This is a genomic window from Sorangium sp. So ce590 (genome assembly GCF_051521365.1).
Lineage (GTDB): Bacteria > Myxococcota_A > Polyangia > Polyangiales > Polyangiaceae > Sorangium.
This window is the reverse complement of sequence record NZ_CP150346.1, coordinates 1807706-1824164: the sequence shown is the minus strand read 5'-3', so window position 1 is coordinate 1824164 and position 16459 is coordinate 1807706. Positions and strand designations below refer to the sequence as shown.

The window sequence follows — 16459 nt, the reverse complement described above, 5'->3', positions numbered from 1 at the left end:
CTGTCGCCTGCCGTCGGAATTCTGCCGGCGCCCTTGACCCACCGAGATCGGTATTTGCTCAAGCCCCCTTCAGCCGGTAGCCCACGCCGGGCTCGGTGATCAGCATCTGCGGCCGCGCGGGATCGCGCTCCAGCTTGTGCCGGAGCTGCGCCATGTAGACGCGCAGGTAGTGCGTCTGCCCCGCGTACGCAGGGCCCCACACCTCGCCGAGGAGCTGGCGATGCGTCAGCACCTTCCCCGCGTGCCGGATCAACGTCGTGAGCAGCTTGTACTCGATCGGCGTCAGGTGGATCTCCTCGCCCGCCCGCAGCACGACCCGCCGCGCGAGATCGACCTCGACGTCCTGCACCTGGAAGCTCGAGCTCTCCGCGTTCGCCCCGCGCGCCGCGCGGGCGGCGTGGCGCAGCGCCACGCGCAGCCGCGCCAGGAGCTCGCCCGCGCTGAAGGGCTTCGTCAGGTAATCGTCGGCGCCGCCGTCCAGCGCGTCGATCTTGTCCTGCTCCTGGCCCCGGGCCGACAGCACGATGATCGGGACAGCGCTCCACTCCCGGAGCCGCCGGGTCACCTCCAGGCCATCCATATCGGGGAGCCCCAGATCGAGGAGCACGAGATCCGGATTGCGCGTCGTCGCCTGGGCGATCCCCTCGCCGCCCGTCTCCGCCTCCACGAGCCGGTAGTCTCGGGCCGCCAGCATCGCGCGGAGGAACCGCCGCATCTGCGGGTCATCCTCGATCAGGAGCACGAGGAGGGACGCGTCCGACATTCGCCCGGCCACGCTATGAATCGCCCGCCATTGCGGGCAGCTCCGGGCCGGCGAGGTCCGGCGGGCGGCCCTCGATGGGCAACACAACGCGGAAGATCGCGCCCCCGTGAGGCCGGTTCTCCGCCGTGATCCGCCCGCCGTGCGCGGCCACGATGCCGCGGCAGATCGTGAGGCCGAGGCCGAGGCCCTGGCGGCCGTGGCCGCGCCCCCGGTAGAACTTCTCGAAGAGGGCCTCTTCCTCGCCCGGCGCGATGCCCTGACCGCGATCCTTGACCTCCAGCACCGCCACGTCCCCCTCCGTGAACCCCCGGATCGCGATCGGACTGCCGGCGGGCGAGTACTTGAGCGCGTTCTCGAGCAGGTTGATGAGCACCTGCTCGATCAGCACGCCATCCATCGGGACGAGCCCAGTCGCCCGGTCCAGCTCGATCGAGACCTCCCTTCCCTCGAGGCGCTCCTCGACCCGGTTCAGCGCGGCCCCGACGACCTCCTCGAGCGGCAGCCACTCCTTCTTGACCGCGAGCGCCCCGGAGTCCAGCCGCGTCATGTCCAGCAGGTTGCGGACGAGGCGCTCGAGCCGCTGTGCCTCCTCCAGCACCGTCTGCGTCAGATCGCGCCGGGCCGCCGGGCCGAGCGCCGCCCCCTCGTCGCCATCGTCGAGCAGCGCGCCCGCGGCGCCGGTGATCGTGGCGAGCGGCGTGCGCAGATCGTGCGAGACGGAGCTAAGGAGGGCGTTGCGGAGCTCCTCCGCCTGCGCGCGGAGCTGGGCGCCCTGGGCCTCCCGCGCGAGCAGGGCGCGCTCCAGCGCGAGCGCCGTCTGCGTGGCGAAGGCGCCGAGCAGCTCGCGCCGGCTCAGGTCGAGGAACGACGACGGCAGGCGCGGGCGGACGCTGAGGACGCCGATCGGCCCGGAGGAGCCCTCCAGCGGCAGGTGCATCGCGCCCGCGCTCGGGAGGGTGTCGGTCCCGGCCCCCGCCGACTTGCCGCGCGCATACGCCCACTCCGCGACCGCCCGCTCCTCCTCGCTGGAGGCCAGATCCTCGGCCGTCCCCGCCCGGACGGCGAGGCGGCCGTCGGGGCCGGGCAGGAGGACGGCCGCGTCGGCCTCGAAGACGTCGCGCACGTGGCGCGCGGCCGCCAGGCTGAGCTTGTCGATCCCGCGCAGCGCGGTCAGCTCCCTGCTCATCGCGTAGAGCGCCGCCGTGCGCTGCTCGCGCTCGCCGGCGCTCGCGGCCTGCCGGCGGATGCGCGCGGTGAGGCCGGCGATGGCGAGCGCCACGATCAGCATGATCGCGAACGTGAGGAGGTACCGGAGATCGCCGACCGCGAAGGTCAGGTACGGCCGTACGAAGAAGAAATCGAAGGCCGCGATGCCGAGCACCGACGCGAGCACCGCGGGACCCCGCCCGAAGCGGCTCGCGACGAAGACGACCCCGAGCAGGTACACCATGATGAGGTTCGCCAGGTCGGAGAACGGGTGCATGAGCCGCGAGACCAGCGTGCAGAGCGCCACGACGCACGCGCTCCAGGCGTAGGCCAGCGGCCTGACCGGGCGCCGCTCCGGCGGCCCGGGCTCAGGCTGGCGAGGCCCCGCCGTCCCCTGGATGACGTAGACGTCGATACCGCCGCTCTGGCGCACGAGATCGTCGAGCAGCGAGCCGTAGACGAGATCTTTCCAGCGGGGGTGGGTCGGCTTGCCGACGACGATCTTGCTGACGTTGTGGCGCCTGGCGTACCGCAGGACCTCCCCGGCGACCTCCGCGCCGTGGAGCTGGACCGTGCTGGCGCCGAGGCGCTCGGCGAGCGCGAGGTTCCGGTCGACCCGCCCGCGATCCGCCTGGGAGAGCCGCGCCTGCGCCGGCGTCTGTACGTAGACCGCGTGCCACTCCGCCTTCAGGCTGCCGGCCATCCGCCGCGTCGCCCGGATCAGCCGCGCCGACATGGGGCTCGGCCCCACGCAGACGACGATCCGCTCGGCGACGGCCCACGTCTGATGGATCCCGTGGGCGCGCATGTAGCCGCGCATCTGGCCGTCGACGCACTCGGCGGTGCGACGCAGCGCGAGCTCGCGCAGGGCGATGAGGTTGCCCTTGCGGAAGAAGCTGCTCGCCGCCCGCTCGATCTGCTCCGAGAGGTAGACCTTGCCCTCGCGCAGCCGCTCGAGGAGGTCGTCCGGGGGCAGGTCGATGAGCTCGATCTCGTCGGCGCGCTCGATCATCGAGTCGGGCACCGTCTCCCGGACCACGACGCCGGTCACCTGCGCCACCACGTCGTTCAGGCTCTCGATGTGCTGGACGTTGACGGTGGTGTGGACGTCGATCCCGGCGTCGAGGAGGTCCAGGACGTCCTGCCAGCGCTTCGGGTGCCGCAGCCCGGGCGCGTTCGTGTGCGCGAGCTCGTCGACGACGAGGAGCTTCGGACGGCGCTTCAGCGCGGCCTCGAGGTCGAAGTCCCGCATCGTCCTGCCGCGGTGCTCGACCTCGATCGCCTGCAGGCGTGGCAGCTGTGGGTGCTCATCGAGGAGCGCCTCCGTCTCGGCGCGCCCGTGCGTCTCGACCCACCCGACGACGACGTCGAGCCCTTCCTCGCGGAGCGAACGCGCCGCCTTCAGCATCGCAAATGTCTTGCCGACCCCGGGCGCGGCGCCGAAGAAGATCTTGAGCTTGCCCTGCCGCTCGCGCTCCTCCTCCTCGCGGGCGGCGGCGAGCAGCGCCTCGGGATCCGGCCGATCGTCGCGTGCGTCCACGGCCGGCGCCTCCCCTCAGCGGGCGCCGTCGAGGGCGAGGTTCAGGAGGAGCACGTTGACGTGAGGCTCGCCGAGCAGCCCGAGCAGCCGCTCCTCGGTGTGCCGCGCGACGAGCCGGCGCACCTCGTCCTCGGGGAGGCCGCGCGCGCGCGCCACGCGCCGCGCCTGGTGCTCCGCCGCCGCGGGGCTGATGTGCGGATCGAGGCCGCTGCCGGAGGCGGTCACGAGGTCGACCGGCACCGGCGCGGCGCTCTCCGGATCCGCGGCGCGGAGCGCGTCGATCCTGGCCTTGACCGCCTCGACCAGGGCGGGGTTCGTGGGCCCGAGGTGGCTCCCGGCGGAGGCCTGCCCGGCGTAGGGCACGGGGCTCGTCGCCGAGGGGCGTCCCCAGAAATAGCGAGGATCGTCGAACGGCTGGCCGAGCAGGGTCGATCCGACCACGCGGCCGTCCTTCCGCACGAGGCTGCCGTTCGCGTGCTCGGGGAAGGCGGCCTGCGCGATCGCGGTCGAGAGCAGCGGGTAGACGAACCCCGTGACGCCGGTGAGGACGAGGACGAGGACGAGGGCGGGTCGCAGGTGCGCGAGCATAGCGTTCTTTCCTTGGTGATCAGGCGAGGCCGAGCGCGGAGAGGAGGAGATCGATGCATTTGATCCCCACGAACGGCACGAGGAGCCCGCCGAGGCCGTAGACGAGCAAGTTCCTGCGGAGCATGCGCTCCGCCCCGACGGACCGGTAGCGGATGCCCCGGAGCGCGAGCGGGATCAGCGCGACGATGACGAGCGCGTTGAAGATGACCGCGGAGAGCACCGCGCTCCGCGGGGTGGCGAGCCCCATCACGTTGAGCCGTCCGAGCGAGGGGTACGTCGATACGAACGCCGCCGGGATGATGGCGAAGTACTTGGCCACGTCGTTCGCCAGGCTGAAGGTCGTCAGCGCGCCCCGCGTCATCAGGAGCTGCTTGCCGATCTCGACGATCTCGATGAGCTTGGTCGGGTTCGAGTCGAGGTCCACCATGTTCCCGGCCTCCTTCGCTGCCTGGGTGCCCGTGTTCATGGCGACCGCGACGTCCGCCTGCGCCAGCGCGGGGGCGTCGTTCGTCCCGTCGCCGGTCATGGCGACGAGCCGCCCGCCCGCCTGGTACTCGCGGATCAGCGAGAGCTTGGCCTCGGGCGTGGCCTGCGCGAGGAAGTCGTCGACGCCGGCCTCGGCGGCGATGGCCGCGGCGGTGAGCGGGTTGTCGCCGGTGATCATCACCGTCTTGATGCCCATGCGCCGGAGGTCGCCGAAGCGCTCCTGGATGCCGCCCTTCACGACGTCCTTGAGGTGGATGACGCCGAGCACCGCGCCGCCCTCGGCGACCACGAGCGGCGTGCCGCCCTTCCGGCAGATGGCCTCCGTCACCGCGCGCACCGCGGCCGGGACCGCGCCACCCTTCTCCTCGACGTAGGCCTCGATCGCCGCGAAGGCGCCCTTCCTGATCTCGCGCGCGCCGTAGTCGACGCCGCTCATCCGGGTCTGCGCGGTGAAGGGGACGAAGCGAGCCCCGAGGGCCGCGAGGTCGCGCTCTCGCAGGCCGTGCTTCTCCTTCGCGAGCACGACGATGCTGCGCCCCTCGGGGGTCTCGTCGGCGAGCGACGCGAGCTGCGCGGCGTCGGCGAGCGCCCTCGCCTCGACCCCGTCCGCCGGGATGAGCTCCGTGGCCTGCCGGTTGCCCAGCGTGATCGTGCCGGTCTTGTCGAGCAGCAGCACGTCCACGTCGCCGGCGGCCTCGACGGCGCGGCCCGACGTGGCGATGACGTTCGCCTGGATCATCCGGTCCATGCCGGCGATGCCGATCGCCGAGAGCAGCCCGCCGATCGTGGTCGGGATCAGGCACACGAGCAGCGCCGTGAGCACGGTGATGCTGATCGGGGTCCCCTGCCCCGTCTGCCGGACGCCGAAGATCGCGTAGGGCAGCAGCGTCACGGTCGCGAGGAGGAACACGATCGTGAGCGCGGCGAGCAGGATGTCGAGCGCGATCTCGTTCGGCGTCTTCTTCCGCTTCGCCCCCTCCACCATCGCGATCATCCGGTCGAGGAACGCCTCGCCGGGGTTCCGGGAGACGCGGAAGATGAGCCAGTCGGACAGGACGCGCGTCCCGCCGGTGACGGCGCTCCTGTCGCCGCCGCTCTCCCGCACGACCGGGGCGCTCTCGCCGGTGACGGCGCTCTCGTCGACCGACGCGACGCCGACGACGATGTCGCCGTCGCCGGGGATGATCGCGCCTGCCTCGACGAGCACGAGGTCTCCCCGCCGGAGGCTCGACGCCGGCACGGTGGTCCGCGCTGCGTCGCGCGCCGGGGCGGAGAGCTTCACGGCCTCGACGTCGCGCCGCGCCTTGCGGAGCGTGCTCGCCTGCGCCTTGCCGCGCCCCTCGGCCACGGCCTCCGCGAAGTTCGCGAAGAGCACGGTGAACCAGAGCCAGAGGGAGACGGCGAGGATGAACCCGGCCGGTTCTTCACCCTCGCCGCCCTGGCCGACGAGCGCGTGCACGAACATGGCCATGGTGAGGGCGCTCCCGGCGAGGACCACGAACATCACCGGGTTGCGCGCCTGATGGCGCGGGTCGAGCTTGCAGAACGCGGCGGCGATCGCCGGCCGGAGGATCGCGGGGTCGAGGAGCGGCCTCACCGCGGTCTTCTTCCCCTCCACGTCGCGGGACGGGTGACGCGGCCTCGGCGGCGGCGACAGCGCGGGGGGCGGAGGAGGAGCGGGCGCGCCGCGCTTGGCGATCACCTCGGCGGAGGAGTGAGGATTCATGGTCATCGCGTCATCTCCAGGTGCTCGACGATCGGACCCAGCGCGAGCGCGGGGACGAAGGTGAGCGCTCCGACGAGCAGCACGGTGCCTGTCAGGAGCGCGACGAACAGCGGCGTGTGCGTGCGCAGCGTGCCCAGGCCGGCCGGGACGAGCTTCTTCCTCGCGAGCGAGCCCGCGAGCGCGAGCACGGGGACGATCACCGCGTAGCGGCCGATGAGCATCGCGACGCCGATGGCGGTGTTGTAGAAAGGGCTGTTCGCGCCGAGGCCGCCGAAGGCGCTGCCGTTGTTGTTCGCGCCGGACGAGAACGCATAGAGCACCTCGCTGAACCCGTGCGGCCCTGGGTTGAAGACGCCCTTCTGCCCTCCCTCGGTCATCACGGCGACGGCGGTGCCGACGAGGACCGTGATCGCCGGGAAGAGCACGACCAGGGACGCCATCTTCATCTCGAACGCCTCGACCTTCTTGCCGAGGTACTCCGGCGTGCGCCCCACCATCAGGCCGGCCACGAAGACGGCGATGACGACGAACATCAGCATGCCGTAGAGGCCGGAGCCCACCCCGCCGAAGACGACCTCGCCGAGCTGCATGAGCCAGAGGGGCACGAGCCCGCCGAGGGGCGTGAAGGAGTCGTGCATCGCGTTCACCGAGCCGTTCGAGGCCGCCGTGGTGGCGGTCGCCCAGAGGGCGGAGCTCGTGATACCGAAGCGCGTCTCCTTCCCTTCCATGTTGCCGCCGGCCTGGAGCGCGCTCGCCGCCTGATCGACGCCCAGCCCGGAGAGCGCGGGGTTGCCCGCCTGCTCCGAGGCGATGCAGGGGACGAGGAGGATCACGAAGAGGAGCGTCATCGCGGCGAGCAGGGCCCACCCCTGGCGCCTGTCGCCGACCATCCGGCCGAACGTGTGACAGAGCGCGGCGGGGATGAGGAGCAGCGCGAGCATCTCGAGGAAGTTCGACAGGGCCGTCGGGTTCTCGAACGGGTGCGCCGAGTTCACGTTGAAGAACCCGCCGCCGTTGGTCCCGAGCTGCTTGATCGCGATCTGCGAGGCCGCGGGCCCCATCGGGATCACCTGATGAACGACCGCGTTGCCGCTCTGGTCCTTGACGGCCTGGAGCAGCGACGCGCTCTGGTATCCGCCGAACCCCTGCACCACCCCCTGGGACACGAGGAGGACGGCGAGCACGAGCGAGAGCGGCAGGAGGATGTAGAGCGTGCTCCGGACGAGATCGACCCAGAAGCTCCCGACGGTGTCCGTCGTCTTCCGCGTGATCCCGCGGATCAGCGCGACGAGCACGGCCATGCCGGTGGCGGCGGACACGAAGTTCTGCACCCCGAGCCCGGCCATCTGCGTCAGGTAGCTGAGCGTCGACTCTCCGCCGTACGCCTGCCAGTTCGTGTTGGAGGCGAAGCTCGCGGCGGTGTTGAACGCGAGATCGGGCGGGACGGCGGCCATGCCCTCGGGGTTCAGGGGCAGGACGCCTTGCAGCCGCTGGAGCGCATAGACGACGAGGAGCCCGGCCAGGTTGAACGCGAGCACCGCGAAGGCGTAGTCCTTCCACCGCATCTCCTGATCCGGGCGCACGCCCGCGGCGCGGTAGACGAGCCGCTCGACCGGCACGAGGACGCGGGCCACGAGGCCGCGCTCGCCCTGGTAGACCCGCGCCATGTAGGCGCCGAGCGGGACGGAGAGGCCGAGGACGACGGCCAGGTAGAGCGCTGGTTGAAGCGCGCTGCTGGCGGTCATGACAGGCTCTCCGGCTTGAGGAGGGCGAAGATCAGATAAAAGAGGAGCCCCAGGGCGAGCACGCCCGAGATCCAGGTGAACGCGATCATGGCGCTCAGACCCTTTCACAGAGCTTGATGAGCCCTGCAAATAGCGAGAAACAGAGGACCGTCAGCCCCAGGTAGATCATGTCCATGGCGACCTCATCGGGCGCAATCGGCCGCGATCGCGCGCTCTTTCGCCCGCGCCGACCGAGCGGGACTGAACGTAGTCCGCCGCGGGTCAAGGGGTCATCAAACCCGGGAGGCGCGACGTCAAGAAAGTATCAAGAAGACCGCGCGTCTCGCGCCTTTGCCTCGCTCGCCCGAGCAACGGAGAGCGCGGGGGCGACGAGGCAGCGCGCCAGCGTCCCGCCGGCCCCCGCCTTGCGCCCGGGCGCGCTCACCGGCGCCGCCGACGCCGGGCTCCCGGCGGGCTCAGCGACCTCAGCCAGCCTCCGAGCAGGTAGGGGACGAGGATCACGACGAGCGCGGCCAGCGTGGTCGCGCCCCCGAACGCCTCGCCGCTCGAGATCGCCGAGAGGGTCGTGAGCAGGCAGGCGAGCCACGCGAGCGCGAAGACGGCGACGAGGTCCCCGTCGGTCCGGGGGCTCTCCTCGGAGGTCGAGGGGTCGTGTCCTGTACGCACCCTGTAGGCGGCGGCGGGGGTGCTCGGCGGCTTCATGACGGCGCTCCGTGGCTGGCTGTCCAACGACTGCTGCGACAAGGTAGCTCTCGCCTCGTCAAGGTCGCCTCAAGGTGCGCCCTCCCGGCGTAAAGACCGCATCGATCACGCCTCCCGGCCGCGGCAAGGCCGCCCAGCCGGCGTCGGCGCGCGGCCCTCGCGGGCGCCGCGCCCGCCCTGCCGTGGCCGCCGAGCCGCGAGCGCCCTCTGCATTGACGATCTCTTGACGGCGCCCGACCGCCTCTTGACGGCTTCTTGACGCCGGCGGCCCTAGCTTTGCGCTCGTCACGCTGAACAGGCCACCACTCTTCGTCGTCCCCACGTACCGGCTGCGCGACGTGGGCGGATCGCGGCGCCGAGCGATCCCGCCGGAGACTCCAGCATGGGCCCTCCTTGCTCTCGCAGCTCAGCATCAGGCGTGCAGCCCGACGACGCGGCGTGCCCCACAGCGACCGCACACAGGCGCTTCAACACCACCATGAGCCCTCTCATACGCCCTCTCCTGTCTCCGGCGCAGGGGCCGCGGTCAGCCGCCGTCGTAGGGTCCCGGGATCACCGGCCCTGGCGCGAGCAGCCGGCTCCCCTCCATCAGCCACACCGTCATCTCGCTCGTCCCGGCCCGTTGCCAGACCACGTCCGCCATGGCGTCGAGGTTGACGTCGCCCGCGGTGCGCGCCTCCCAGCCATCGCCGAGCGGCCCCGGGATGAACGGCCCCGGCGCGAGCAGCTGGCTCCCTTCCATCAGCCACACCGCCAGCAGGTTCTGCTCCGTGTTGTTCCAGAGCACGTCCGCCATGCCGTCGCCGTTGAAGTCGGCGCTCCAGACGATGTCCCAGCCGTCGCCGAGTGGCCCCGGGATCAGCGGACCCGGCGCGAGCAGGCCGGTGCCCTCCATCAGCCACACCGCCATCAGGTTCTGCTCGGGATGGTACCAGACCGCATCCGACATGCCGTCGGCGTTGAAGTCCCCCACGGCGCCGACGTCCCAGCCATCGCCGAGCGGCCCCGGAATGAGCGGCCCCGGCGCGAGCGGGCGGGTGCCGTCCGTCAGCCACACCGTCATCACGCTCCGCTCCCCATGGCTCCAGAGCACGTCCGCAAGGTTGTCTGCGTTGAAGTCGATCCCCCTGGCGAGCCAGCCGCTGCCGCCCGGCCCCGGGAGGATGGGCCCCGGCACGAGCAGCTGGCTTCCGTCCATCGGCCAGATCGCCATCACCCCCAGCTCTTCATGGCGCCAGAGCAGGTCGGCCATGCCGTCGGCGTTGAAATCGCTCGCCTTGGCGAACCAGCGGTCGCCGACCGGCCCCGGGATGAACGACCCCGGCGCAAGCAGCCGATTTCCCTCCATCAACCACACGGCGATGAGGTTCTGCTCGGTGTTGTTCCAGAGCACGTCCGCCATGCCGTCACCGTTGAAGTCGCTCGCCTGGGTGATCTCCCAGCCGTACTCGTTGCTCCGCTGCCCCGCGGCGCCGGCGGACCGCCCCGGGAGCCCGGCAGGCAGCACCTCGCGCTCTGGATCCACGCCTTGCGCGCAGGCGATGGGGGTGAGGAGCGCACAGGCCGCGCTCGCGGCCCTCACGACAGCAGCAGGCTTTCTCATGCTCGCCTCGTTCGCGCCTCGCGCGCGGTGATGGATGGGGGCTCCGGCGGCGACGATCCGGCCCGTGAGCGCGCCGATCACGCGCGCGGGGGTAGCGGCAAAGGCCGGTCCATCGAATTCCCGTCATGCGGCGGTTCTCGGCGCAGCGCCCACATGCGAGCCAAACCGGGCATTCCCCGCTTCTTGCATGGCGGGTCGTCGCATAGGCCTTCTGTGCTCATCGAGCGGTTCGCTCACCAGAAATCCGGACGCATGCCGCGCTTCATGCGCTGGCACATGAGCCCTGATCTCCGGTCTCTGGGAGGAGCGGCCTCGGGGGGCGCAGGGGCGCCGCGGGAGACGCTCGTTCCCCGGAGCTCTCCACGCCTCGGCAGCTCGGATCATTGTGGTTCTGACCGCACCTCGAGGTTCAACGATGTTTGCACCCGACGTAAAGATCACACTCGGCATGGCGATGACGCTCGTTCCATCCCTCGGCTGCCTGGGCCCGCGGGAGGCGCCCGTGCCTGCGGAGAGCGGCGGCGAGTACGCCGAGATCGGCGAGGCGCGCCAGACTCTCTGTCACGGTCAGATGATCACGAATGTGATCGCCCTCCCGGAGACGTATCACTGGGAGGATGCCGCCCACCTGCTCAGCGTCGCGGAGGGGTTCGGCCCGCGGACGCTCGATGTCAGCGTGGCGGCGAGCGTCCAGCCCGCCGTGACCATTGACAGGGCCGTCACGGGCACCGTGACGCCCGCGGGCACCCAGCCCGCAACGGGCACGCTGGGCATTCCGGGAATGCCCCCCTTCAACGGGTTCCCGGGCGTACCTGGCTTCCCCTTCACTCCTGGCGCACCCTTCACGCCTGGCACACCCTTCACCCCTGGCACCCCCTTCACCCCTGGCACCCCCTTCACGCCGGGTGCGCCGGGTGCGCCGGGTGCGCCGGGCACCCGCGCCCCCGCAGACTGCCAGCCCCCGTGGAGCATGCCGGGCGACTGCATGCCCTCGAACGGCCAACCCCCGTGGAGCATGCCGGGCAACGGCGCGCCCTCGAACGGCCAACCCCCGTGGAGCATGCCGGGCAACGGCGCGCCCTCGAACGGCCAACCCCCGTGGAGCATGCCGGGCGACAGCGCGCCCTCGAACGGCCAACCCCCGTGGAGCATGTCGGGCAACGGCGCGCCCTCGAACGGCCAACCCCCGTGGAGCATGTCGGGCAACGGCGCGCCCTCGAGTAGCGCTGGGCTGGGCATCCCAGGCAGCTGCACGCTATCGCTCTCGGACATCTCCGATGCCGTTGGATTCAGCGTGAGCGAGACCATCACGCTTCAGGCCAGCTCGGCCTACTTCGTCCCCACGGCGGCGTATGCGCGCATCTCGGCCTATCCCGTCTTCCAGAAGATCACCTGGCAGATCGTCAACACCGGCGGCTGGAACTGGGGAGGCGGCCCGGCAGGGGGCATCGTCGTCGGCTCCGGCGTCGTGCTCAAGCCAATTGGTGTCTATTTTGCGACGAACCGCGTCTATGACTTTGCCGCGATGGGCGGAGGAGTGATCAACCCGGGCCCGATCCTGGGTCCTCCCACGGACGGCGCGGGCGGCGCCGGCGGGGGCGACACCGGCGGGGAAGCGGGCGCCGGCGGCACGGGAGGCACCGGCGGGGAAGCGGGCGCCGGCGGCGCAGGCGGCACCGGCGGGGAAGCGGGCGCCGGCGGCGCAGGCGGCGATCCTGGCAGCGGCGGCGCAGGCGGCGATCCTGGCAGCGGCGGCGCAGGCGGCGATCCTGGCAGCGGCGGCGCAGGCGGCGATCCTGGCGCGGGCGGCGGGGGAGCAACCGGCGGAGCAGGCGGTTCGGGGGGCGGCCCGTGAGCCCGCGAGGCGCCCTGATCAAGGGGTGACCAGCTCGACCGGAGGAACGGACTCGCACGCCGTGTGGCTCAGGACGCTGACGTCCGAGCCACGAACGGCGATGCCCACGCAGCGGGCATAGGCGTAACGGCCGGGTCCCACGCTTCGCCCGATCGTGACCTTGTATCGCAAGACGTGGCCGCGCCCGTAGATCGGCATGACCTCCTCGATCCGTATCACATCCATGTGGTATCGCCAGCTCACGAACTCGACGATACGCTGCAGACGATCGACCCCGAAGAGCGGCGCATCGCCGAACAGGATCCCCTCGGGATCCAGCAGGTAGTCGTGCTGCCCGTTGTTGTCCCAGTACTCGCGCCCGGCGACGATGTACTGAATCGCGAACCGCGCCGGCTCCGCGTAGTCGGCAGGATAGACGATCCCGGAGAACACCCACCGCTCCGGGGAGCCCCACGGCGGCGCGGAATCGTACCTGGCCGGAGCAACGCGCCATGCGCCGCCGGCGTCCCGGTAATGGATGAGCACCTGCTTCTCGGGGGCGATGTTGTCGACGAGCACCACGCCGGAGACCTCCGACACCGGCGGGTCGCCGCCGCGCCTGCGCGTCGCATGTTCCAGGCGAACCACGTCACTCGTGCCGCTCATTGCGCTACCTCTCCCTCCGCGCAGCACTCGCCGGGCCGGCTGGACGTGGGCACCGCTGGCACACGCCGGCAGGGTGTCGTGGCATTCGCCCGCATCACGCTCGGGACGTCGTGCGCCTGAGACATCCGGTCCGCGCTCCGCGCCCGGTGCCCCCCGGCGATGTCGACCGCTCTGCATCACCCGGAGCACAACGCGCCCGCCCGTCCGGCGGGTCGCCAGGAGAGCTCCACACCCTTGATCACGGTCGGTAGAGATCGAGGCCCCACTGCTGCCGGATCACCAGCGGAAAGTGATGATCTAGGACGTCATAGGAGAGCGCCTTGAACGCCTGACGCGGATGAAACAGAATTTTCAGGACGGACCGCCAGGCCTTCGCGGTGGCGCGGCCGTCTCTCGCGTGGATCGCCTCGCGGATCTTCTTCACGTGATGGTTGACGAGATCGGACACGTGATCTCCGTAATCGGTCACGAGCGCAGGACGATCGAGCTTGAGGACTTGGATCGTCCGCTTGCCCCTGCGGCTCCCGCCACGAGCCACTGGGATCCACTTCTCCTTCTTTCCGGCCTGGTGGAACGGCACGAACTGGATGTGATCGATCGGGTCATCCTTGCCTGAAGGATCAACGAGGAGGGGTCGCTCCGGCCCCGGTGGACTGTGGCGCGTCGGGAGGATGCGGCTGCCCCGAGCGAGCGGGAACTTGTTCCTCTTGTGCCCTCGATTGCAGCGAGGGCAGGCGAACAGGAGATTTTCCCACGTCCATGCCAGCCACCAGTAGCCGTGCGTGGGGCGGCCCCCGCCGCGGTAGGCGCGGGTCTTCGGCCGGAAGTGCTCGACGTCGTTGTAGAGGCGGTCGATACGGCGCTCGCAGTAGCAGCACGTCCGTCCCTGCGCTTTCCAGAGATCGCGGCGAGCGACGTTGTACTTGTTGCCGAAGTTTTTCGCCTTCGGTGGCGCGCTCCGGACGATGGCCGCGAGCCTCTTCACCTCCACCTTGCGGATGGCCTCCAGCCCTTCCGGCTTCGGGCCTCGGTCCACGCGGATCACCGGCCCCGCACCTTCTTCGCTGGCCGCCCCTCGCGCGTCCTGGTCCGGGGCACGGGTTCCCACTCGGGCTCGACCTCGGCGGCGCGGAGCCTCTTTCGCAGCGCGAGCATCTCCTGCTCCTCCGCGTCCGAGCGACCGGGGTCGTTCGCGAGCAGACCGTAACGCTGCGCGGCCTCGCCGAGGTCGGTCGGGTAAAGGCGATCGATCCCGAAGAACTCCTCGTACAGCTCGCTCCCGGTCATGAGCGCGGGCGATTCGCCGGTCTTCCGGGCGATCACGTCGCCGTCCCGGTTCCGGCCGAGCCGGACGATCTCGTCCTTCGCGAAGCCGGGGAGGACCATGGGCGAGTGGGTGGTCACCACGAACTGCATCCGCGGGAACACCTTCTTCAGCTTCGGCACGAGCTCGGCCTGCCAGCTCGGGTGCAGGTGGAGGTCGATCTCGTCGATGAGCACGAGGCCGCTCTTCTCCGAGGGATCCACGAGGGTACCGGACATCGACTTATCGACCAGGATCTGAGTATCGGCCACGATCTGACCGATGAGGTCCGCGATCCAGGAGATCAGCCCCTGGTAGCCATGGGACAGCCACGTCGCGGGCAGCTTGAATGTGGAGGAGCCTGATCGCAGCTCAAAGCGGTGCGCTTCCACGAGGTCGGCGGCGCTCTTGACCCCGCCGCGGCGCCGGAGCTCCAGCCCGCGCACACGCGGGAGGAGGCGGGAGCGGCGAAAGAGGGCGTCGGACAGCATCTCGGCATAGCGGGTCGGGTCGATGCCGAGGTCCTGGAGGATGTCGGCGAACCCGGTACCCAGGATGGGGGCGCCGTCGAACAGCGAGTCGAGCCGGCTCAACGTCGGATCGTCCGGGCGCGCGGCGCCGTACGGCTTGGGCAGGCGCCGGTTGACGCCGTACCCGGCCACGAACCACCACGGCGCACCGACGGCGCGGGCTTCGCGCAAGGGGCCCGGGTCGGCGCTGCGCGCCGGATCGAGGTGTTCCTGGGGATGCGCCGAGGGTTCCCCGTAGTCGGACGAGCCCACGAAGACCTTCCAGCCCGGCTCCAGGAACAGCTGGCTCCGCAGGAATTTCGGCGGCTGGCCCGGCTTGCCGCCCCAGCGCGGATACACGCGGGAGCGCCCTTCGGGCAGGGGGCCGAAGGCGAAGCTGGCCGCGATGTCGAGGGGCTCGTCCGGGTGCCGCCGATCCGGCAGCGACGGGATGTCGGCGAGCTGGTTGGCCCGGTCGGGGCCGCTGGCCGCGAGGGCGATGGCCTGCAGGATGGAGGTCTTGCAGAGGCCGTTCTCGCCGACGATGACGGTCCACATCCGCGGCTCGCCGGAGGAGGTGGTGAACGACAGCCGCAGATCGCGGAGCAGCTTGAGGTTCCGGATGTGGATCTCGCGGAGGTACACGGCGGCATCCTAGCGCAACGGACGCGGGGGTGTTGCGCGCGGTGCGCCCGGCTGAAGGCGCAAGCCTACCCCAGGACCTCCGCCACGAGCGCCTCGGCGAGCTTGGTCGCCTTCTCGTCGCGGGCGCGAAGCTTGGCTTCGAGGTCCTGGGGTAAGCTTGCGCCGGTCGCGGGCGGCGACCCCGCGCGCGGACTCACGGCGCGAAGCGCATCGTCTCGGCGGAGAAGCCGTCGCCGCCTCGGTTCGCCTTTTCGAGCGTCTCGTCGAATACATCCGCGATGCCGCCCCGGCCCCCTGGGCCGATCTCGAACGTGACGCGATCCAGGGTGAGCTGCTCGTCGTCGGCATGGGCGATGCCGATCGAGGGCCCGCCGGAGCCCCCGCCGCCGTAGCCGCCCTGGCCGCCACAACCGCCGCCGCCGCCCGAGCCGCCCGACGCACCGCCCAGCGCCGCGTTGCCGCAGGCGCTCCGGCCGCCCCGCGCGCCGCCCCCCCTGGCCGGGCGCTCCCGCGCCGCCTTGCTCGCCAGGCACGCCCTCCCACCCGGCCGCGGTGAGGCGTCCACCCTGGCCACCGGCGCCTGGCGCGCCCGGCGCGCCGCGCTCCCCATCGAGGCCGTCCTTGCACCCGGCGCCGTCCTTCGCGCCTACGCTACCCGCGCCCGCGTTGCCGGGGTTCGGGATCGGCAGCGGCTTCCCGTCGTCGCCATCGCCGCCGCGGTCCGGAGTCCCGTCGCCCCCTTTGCCGCCGGTCGAGACCAGGTCGCCACACACGCTCCTCATGGCGGGGGCGCCGGCCACGGTGGCTGCCGAGCAGGCGTCCTTCCCGATCGCGCCGGTCTCCCCGTGCGGCGCCTGCGGATTGATGAGGCCCCAGTCCACGCCGTCCGCGCCTCTCTGGGCATGGCCCGTCTCGATCTTGCTCCGAAGCACCTCCACGACCGCACCCGGCTCTAGCCTCATCGCGACGACATCGAGGCTCGTGTCCGGTGGGACCTCGGCGAACAGGTGCACCTCCACGATCGTGGATACGCCGTCGCCGACCACCTCGCCGTCGCCCTGCGCTGCGACCACGGTGATCAGAGCGTCGCGGCGCCGTGCGCCTCCGATGGTTGCCAGCAAGCCGCCCAGATTGTCCGTCGTG

The 16459-nt window shown here is 71.3% G+C and carries 14 protein-coding genes; 1 reads left to right on the top strand and 13 read right to left on the bottom strand.

Translation table 11 applies throughout. The annotated features are described in order from the left end of the window. Positions 1 to 58 precede the first annotated feature (58 nt). From WMF28_RS06755 to WMF28_RS06720, 8 genes are all read right to left on the bottom strand, one after another. Complete coding sequence (locus WMF28_RS06755) at positions 59 to 763, bottom strand: response regulator (protein ID WP_437601244.1); 705 nt, start codon at positions 761 to 763, stop codon at positions 59 to 61. Positions 764 to 776: 13 nt separating this feature from the next. Continuing rightward, positions 777 to 3509 carry a DUF4118 domain-containing protein gene (locus WMF28_RS06750; protein WP_437601243.1) on the bottom strand — a complete coding sequence of 911 codons (2733 nt, stop codon included), beginning with the start codon at positions 3507 to 3509 and terminating at the stop codon, positions 777 to 779. A gap of 15 nt (positions 3510 to 3524) precedes the next feature. Then, positions 3525 to 4097 (bottom strand): potassium-transporting ATPase subunit KdpC, encoded by a 573-nt coding sequence (gene kdpC, locus WMF28_RS06745; RefSeq protein WP_437601242.1) that lies wholly within the window; start codon positions 4095 to 4097, stop codon positions 3525 to 3527. Between the two features lie 19 nt (positions 4098 to 4116). Then, a complete protein-coding gene (gene kdpB, locus WMF28_RS06740; RefSeq protein WP_437601241.1) occupies positions 4117 to 6315 on the bottom strand; it encodes a potassium-transporting ATPase subunit KdpB in 2199 nt (732 codons plus the stop codon). Continuing rightward, positions 6312 to 8054, bottom strand: coding sequence for a potassium-transporting ATPase subunit KdpA (kdpA, locus tag WMF28_RS06735; RefSeq protein WP_437601240.1), 1743 nt, complete (start codon positions 8052 to 8054; stop codon positions 6312 to 6314). The genes kdpB and kdpA overlap by 4 nt, the downstream gene beginning before the upstream one ends. Then, positions 8051 to 8143, bottom strand: coding sequence for a K(+)-transporting ATPase subunit F (kdpF, locus tag WMF28_RS06730; protein WP_437308836.1), 93 nt, complete (start codon positions 8141 to 8143; stop codon positions 8051 to 8053). Before kdpF ends, kdpA begins: the two co-directional genes overlap by 4 nt. A 331-nt stretch (positions 8144 to 8474) precedes the next feature. After that, on the bottom strand, positions 8475 to 8756 hold the full coding sequence (locus WMF28_RS06725) for a hypothetical protein (RefSeq protein ID WP_437601239.1): 282 nt from the start codon (positions 8754 to 8756) through the stop codon (positions 8475 to 8477). Positions 8757 to 9282: 526 nt separating this feature from the next. Then, positions 9283 to 10359, bottom strand: coding sequence for an FG-GAP repeat domain-containing protein (locus WMF28_RS06720; RefSeq protein WP_437601238.1), 1077 nt, complete (start codon positions 10357 to 10359; stop codon positions 9283 to 9285). Between the two features lie 415 nt (positions 10360 to 10774). Between WMF28_RS06720 and WMF28_RS06715 the strand changes: the two genes are divergently transcribed. Next, positions 10775 to 12214, top strand: a complete 1440-nt coding sequence (locus tag WMF28_RS06715) for a hypothetical protein (RefSeq protein WP_437601237.1) — start codon at positions 10775 to 10777, stop codon at positions 12212 to 12214. Between the two features lie 18 nt (positions 12215 to 12232). Here WMF28_RS06715 and WMF28_RS06710 read toward each other — a convergent pair whose 3' ends face one another. The 5 genes from WMF28_RS06710 to WMF28_RS06690 all read right to left on the bottom strand — a co-directional run bounded on the left by WMF28_RS06710 (position 12233) and on the right by WMF28_RS06690 (position 15926). After that, positions 12233 to 12859, bottom strand: coding sequence for a hypothetical protein (locus WMF28_RS06710; protein ID WP_437601236.1), 627 nt, complete (start codon positions 12857 to 12859; stop codon positions 12233 to 12235). A 238-nt stretch (positions 12860 to 13097) separates the two neighbouring features. Further along, complete coding sequence (locus WMF28_RS06705) at positions 13098 to 13904, bottom strand: hypothetical protein (protein ID WP_437601235.1); 807 nt, start codon at positions 13902 to 13904, stop codon at positions 13098 to 13100. Then, positions 13901 to 15316: an AAA family ATPase gene (locus WMF28_RS06700; RefSeq protein WP_437601234.1), complete on the bottom strand. Its 1416-nt coding sequence runs from the start codon at positions 15314 to 15316 to the stop codon at positions 13901 to 13903. Before WMF28_RS06700 ends, WMF28_RS06705 begins: the two co-directional genes overlap by 4 nt. A 65-nt stretch (positions 15317 to 15381) precedes the next feature. Then, positions 15382 to 15513, bottom strand: coding sequence for a hypothetical protein (locus WMF28_RS06695; RefSeq protein ID WP_437601233.1), 132 nt, complete (start codon positions 15511 to 15513; stop codon positions 15382 to 15384). Further along, positions 15510 to 15926: a hypothetical protein gene (locus WMF28_RS06690; protein ID WP_437601232.1), complete on the bottom strand. Its 417-nt coding sequence runs from the start codon at positions 15924 to 15926 to the stop codon at positions 15510 to 15512. The genes WMF28_RS06695 and WMF28_RS06690 overlap by 4 nt, the downstream gene beginning before the upstream one ends. Positions 15927 to 16459: the final 533 nt, after the last annotated feature.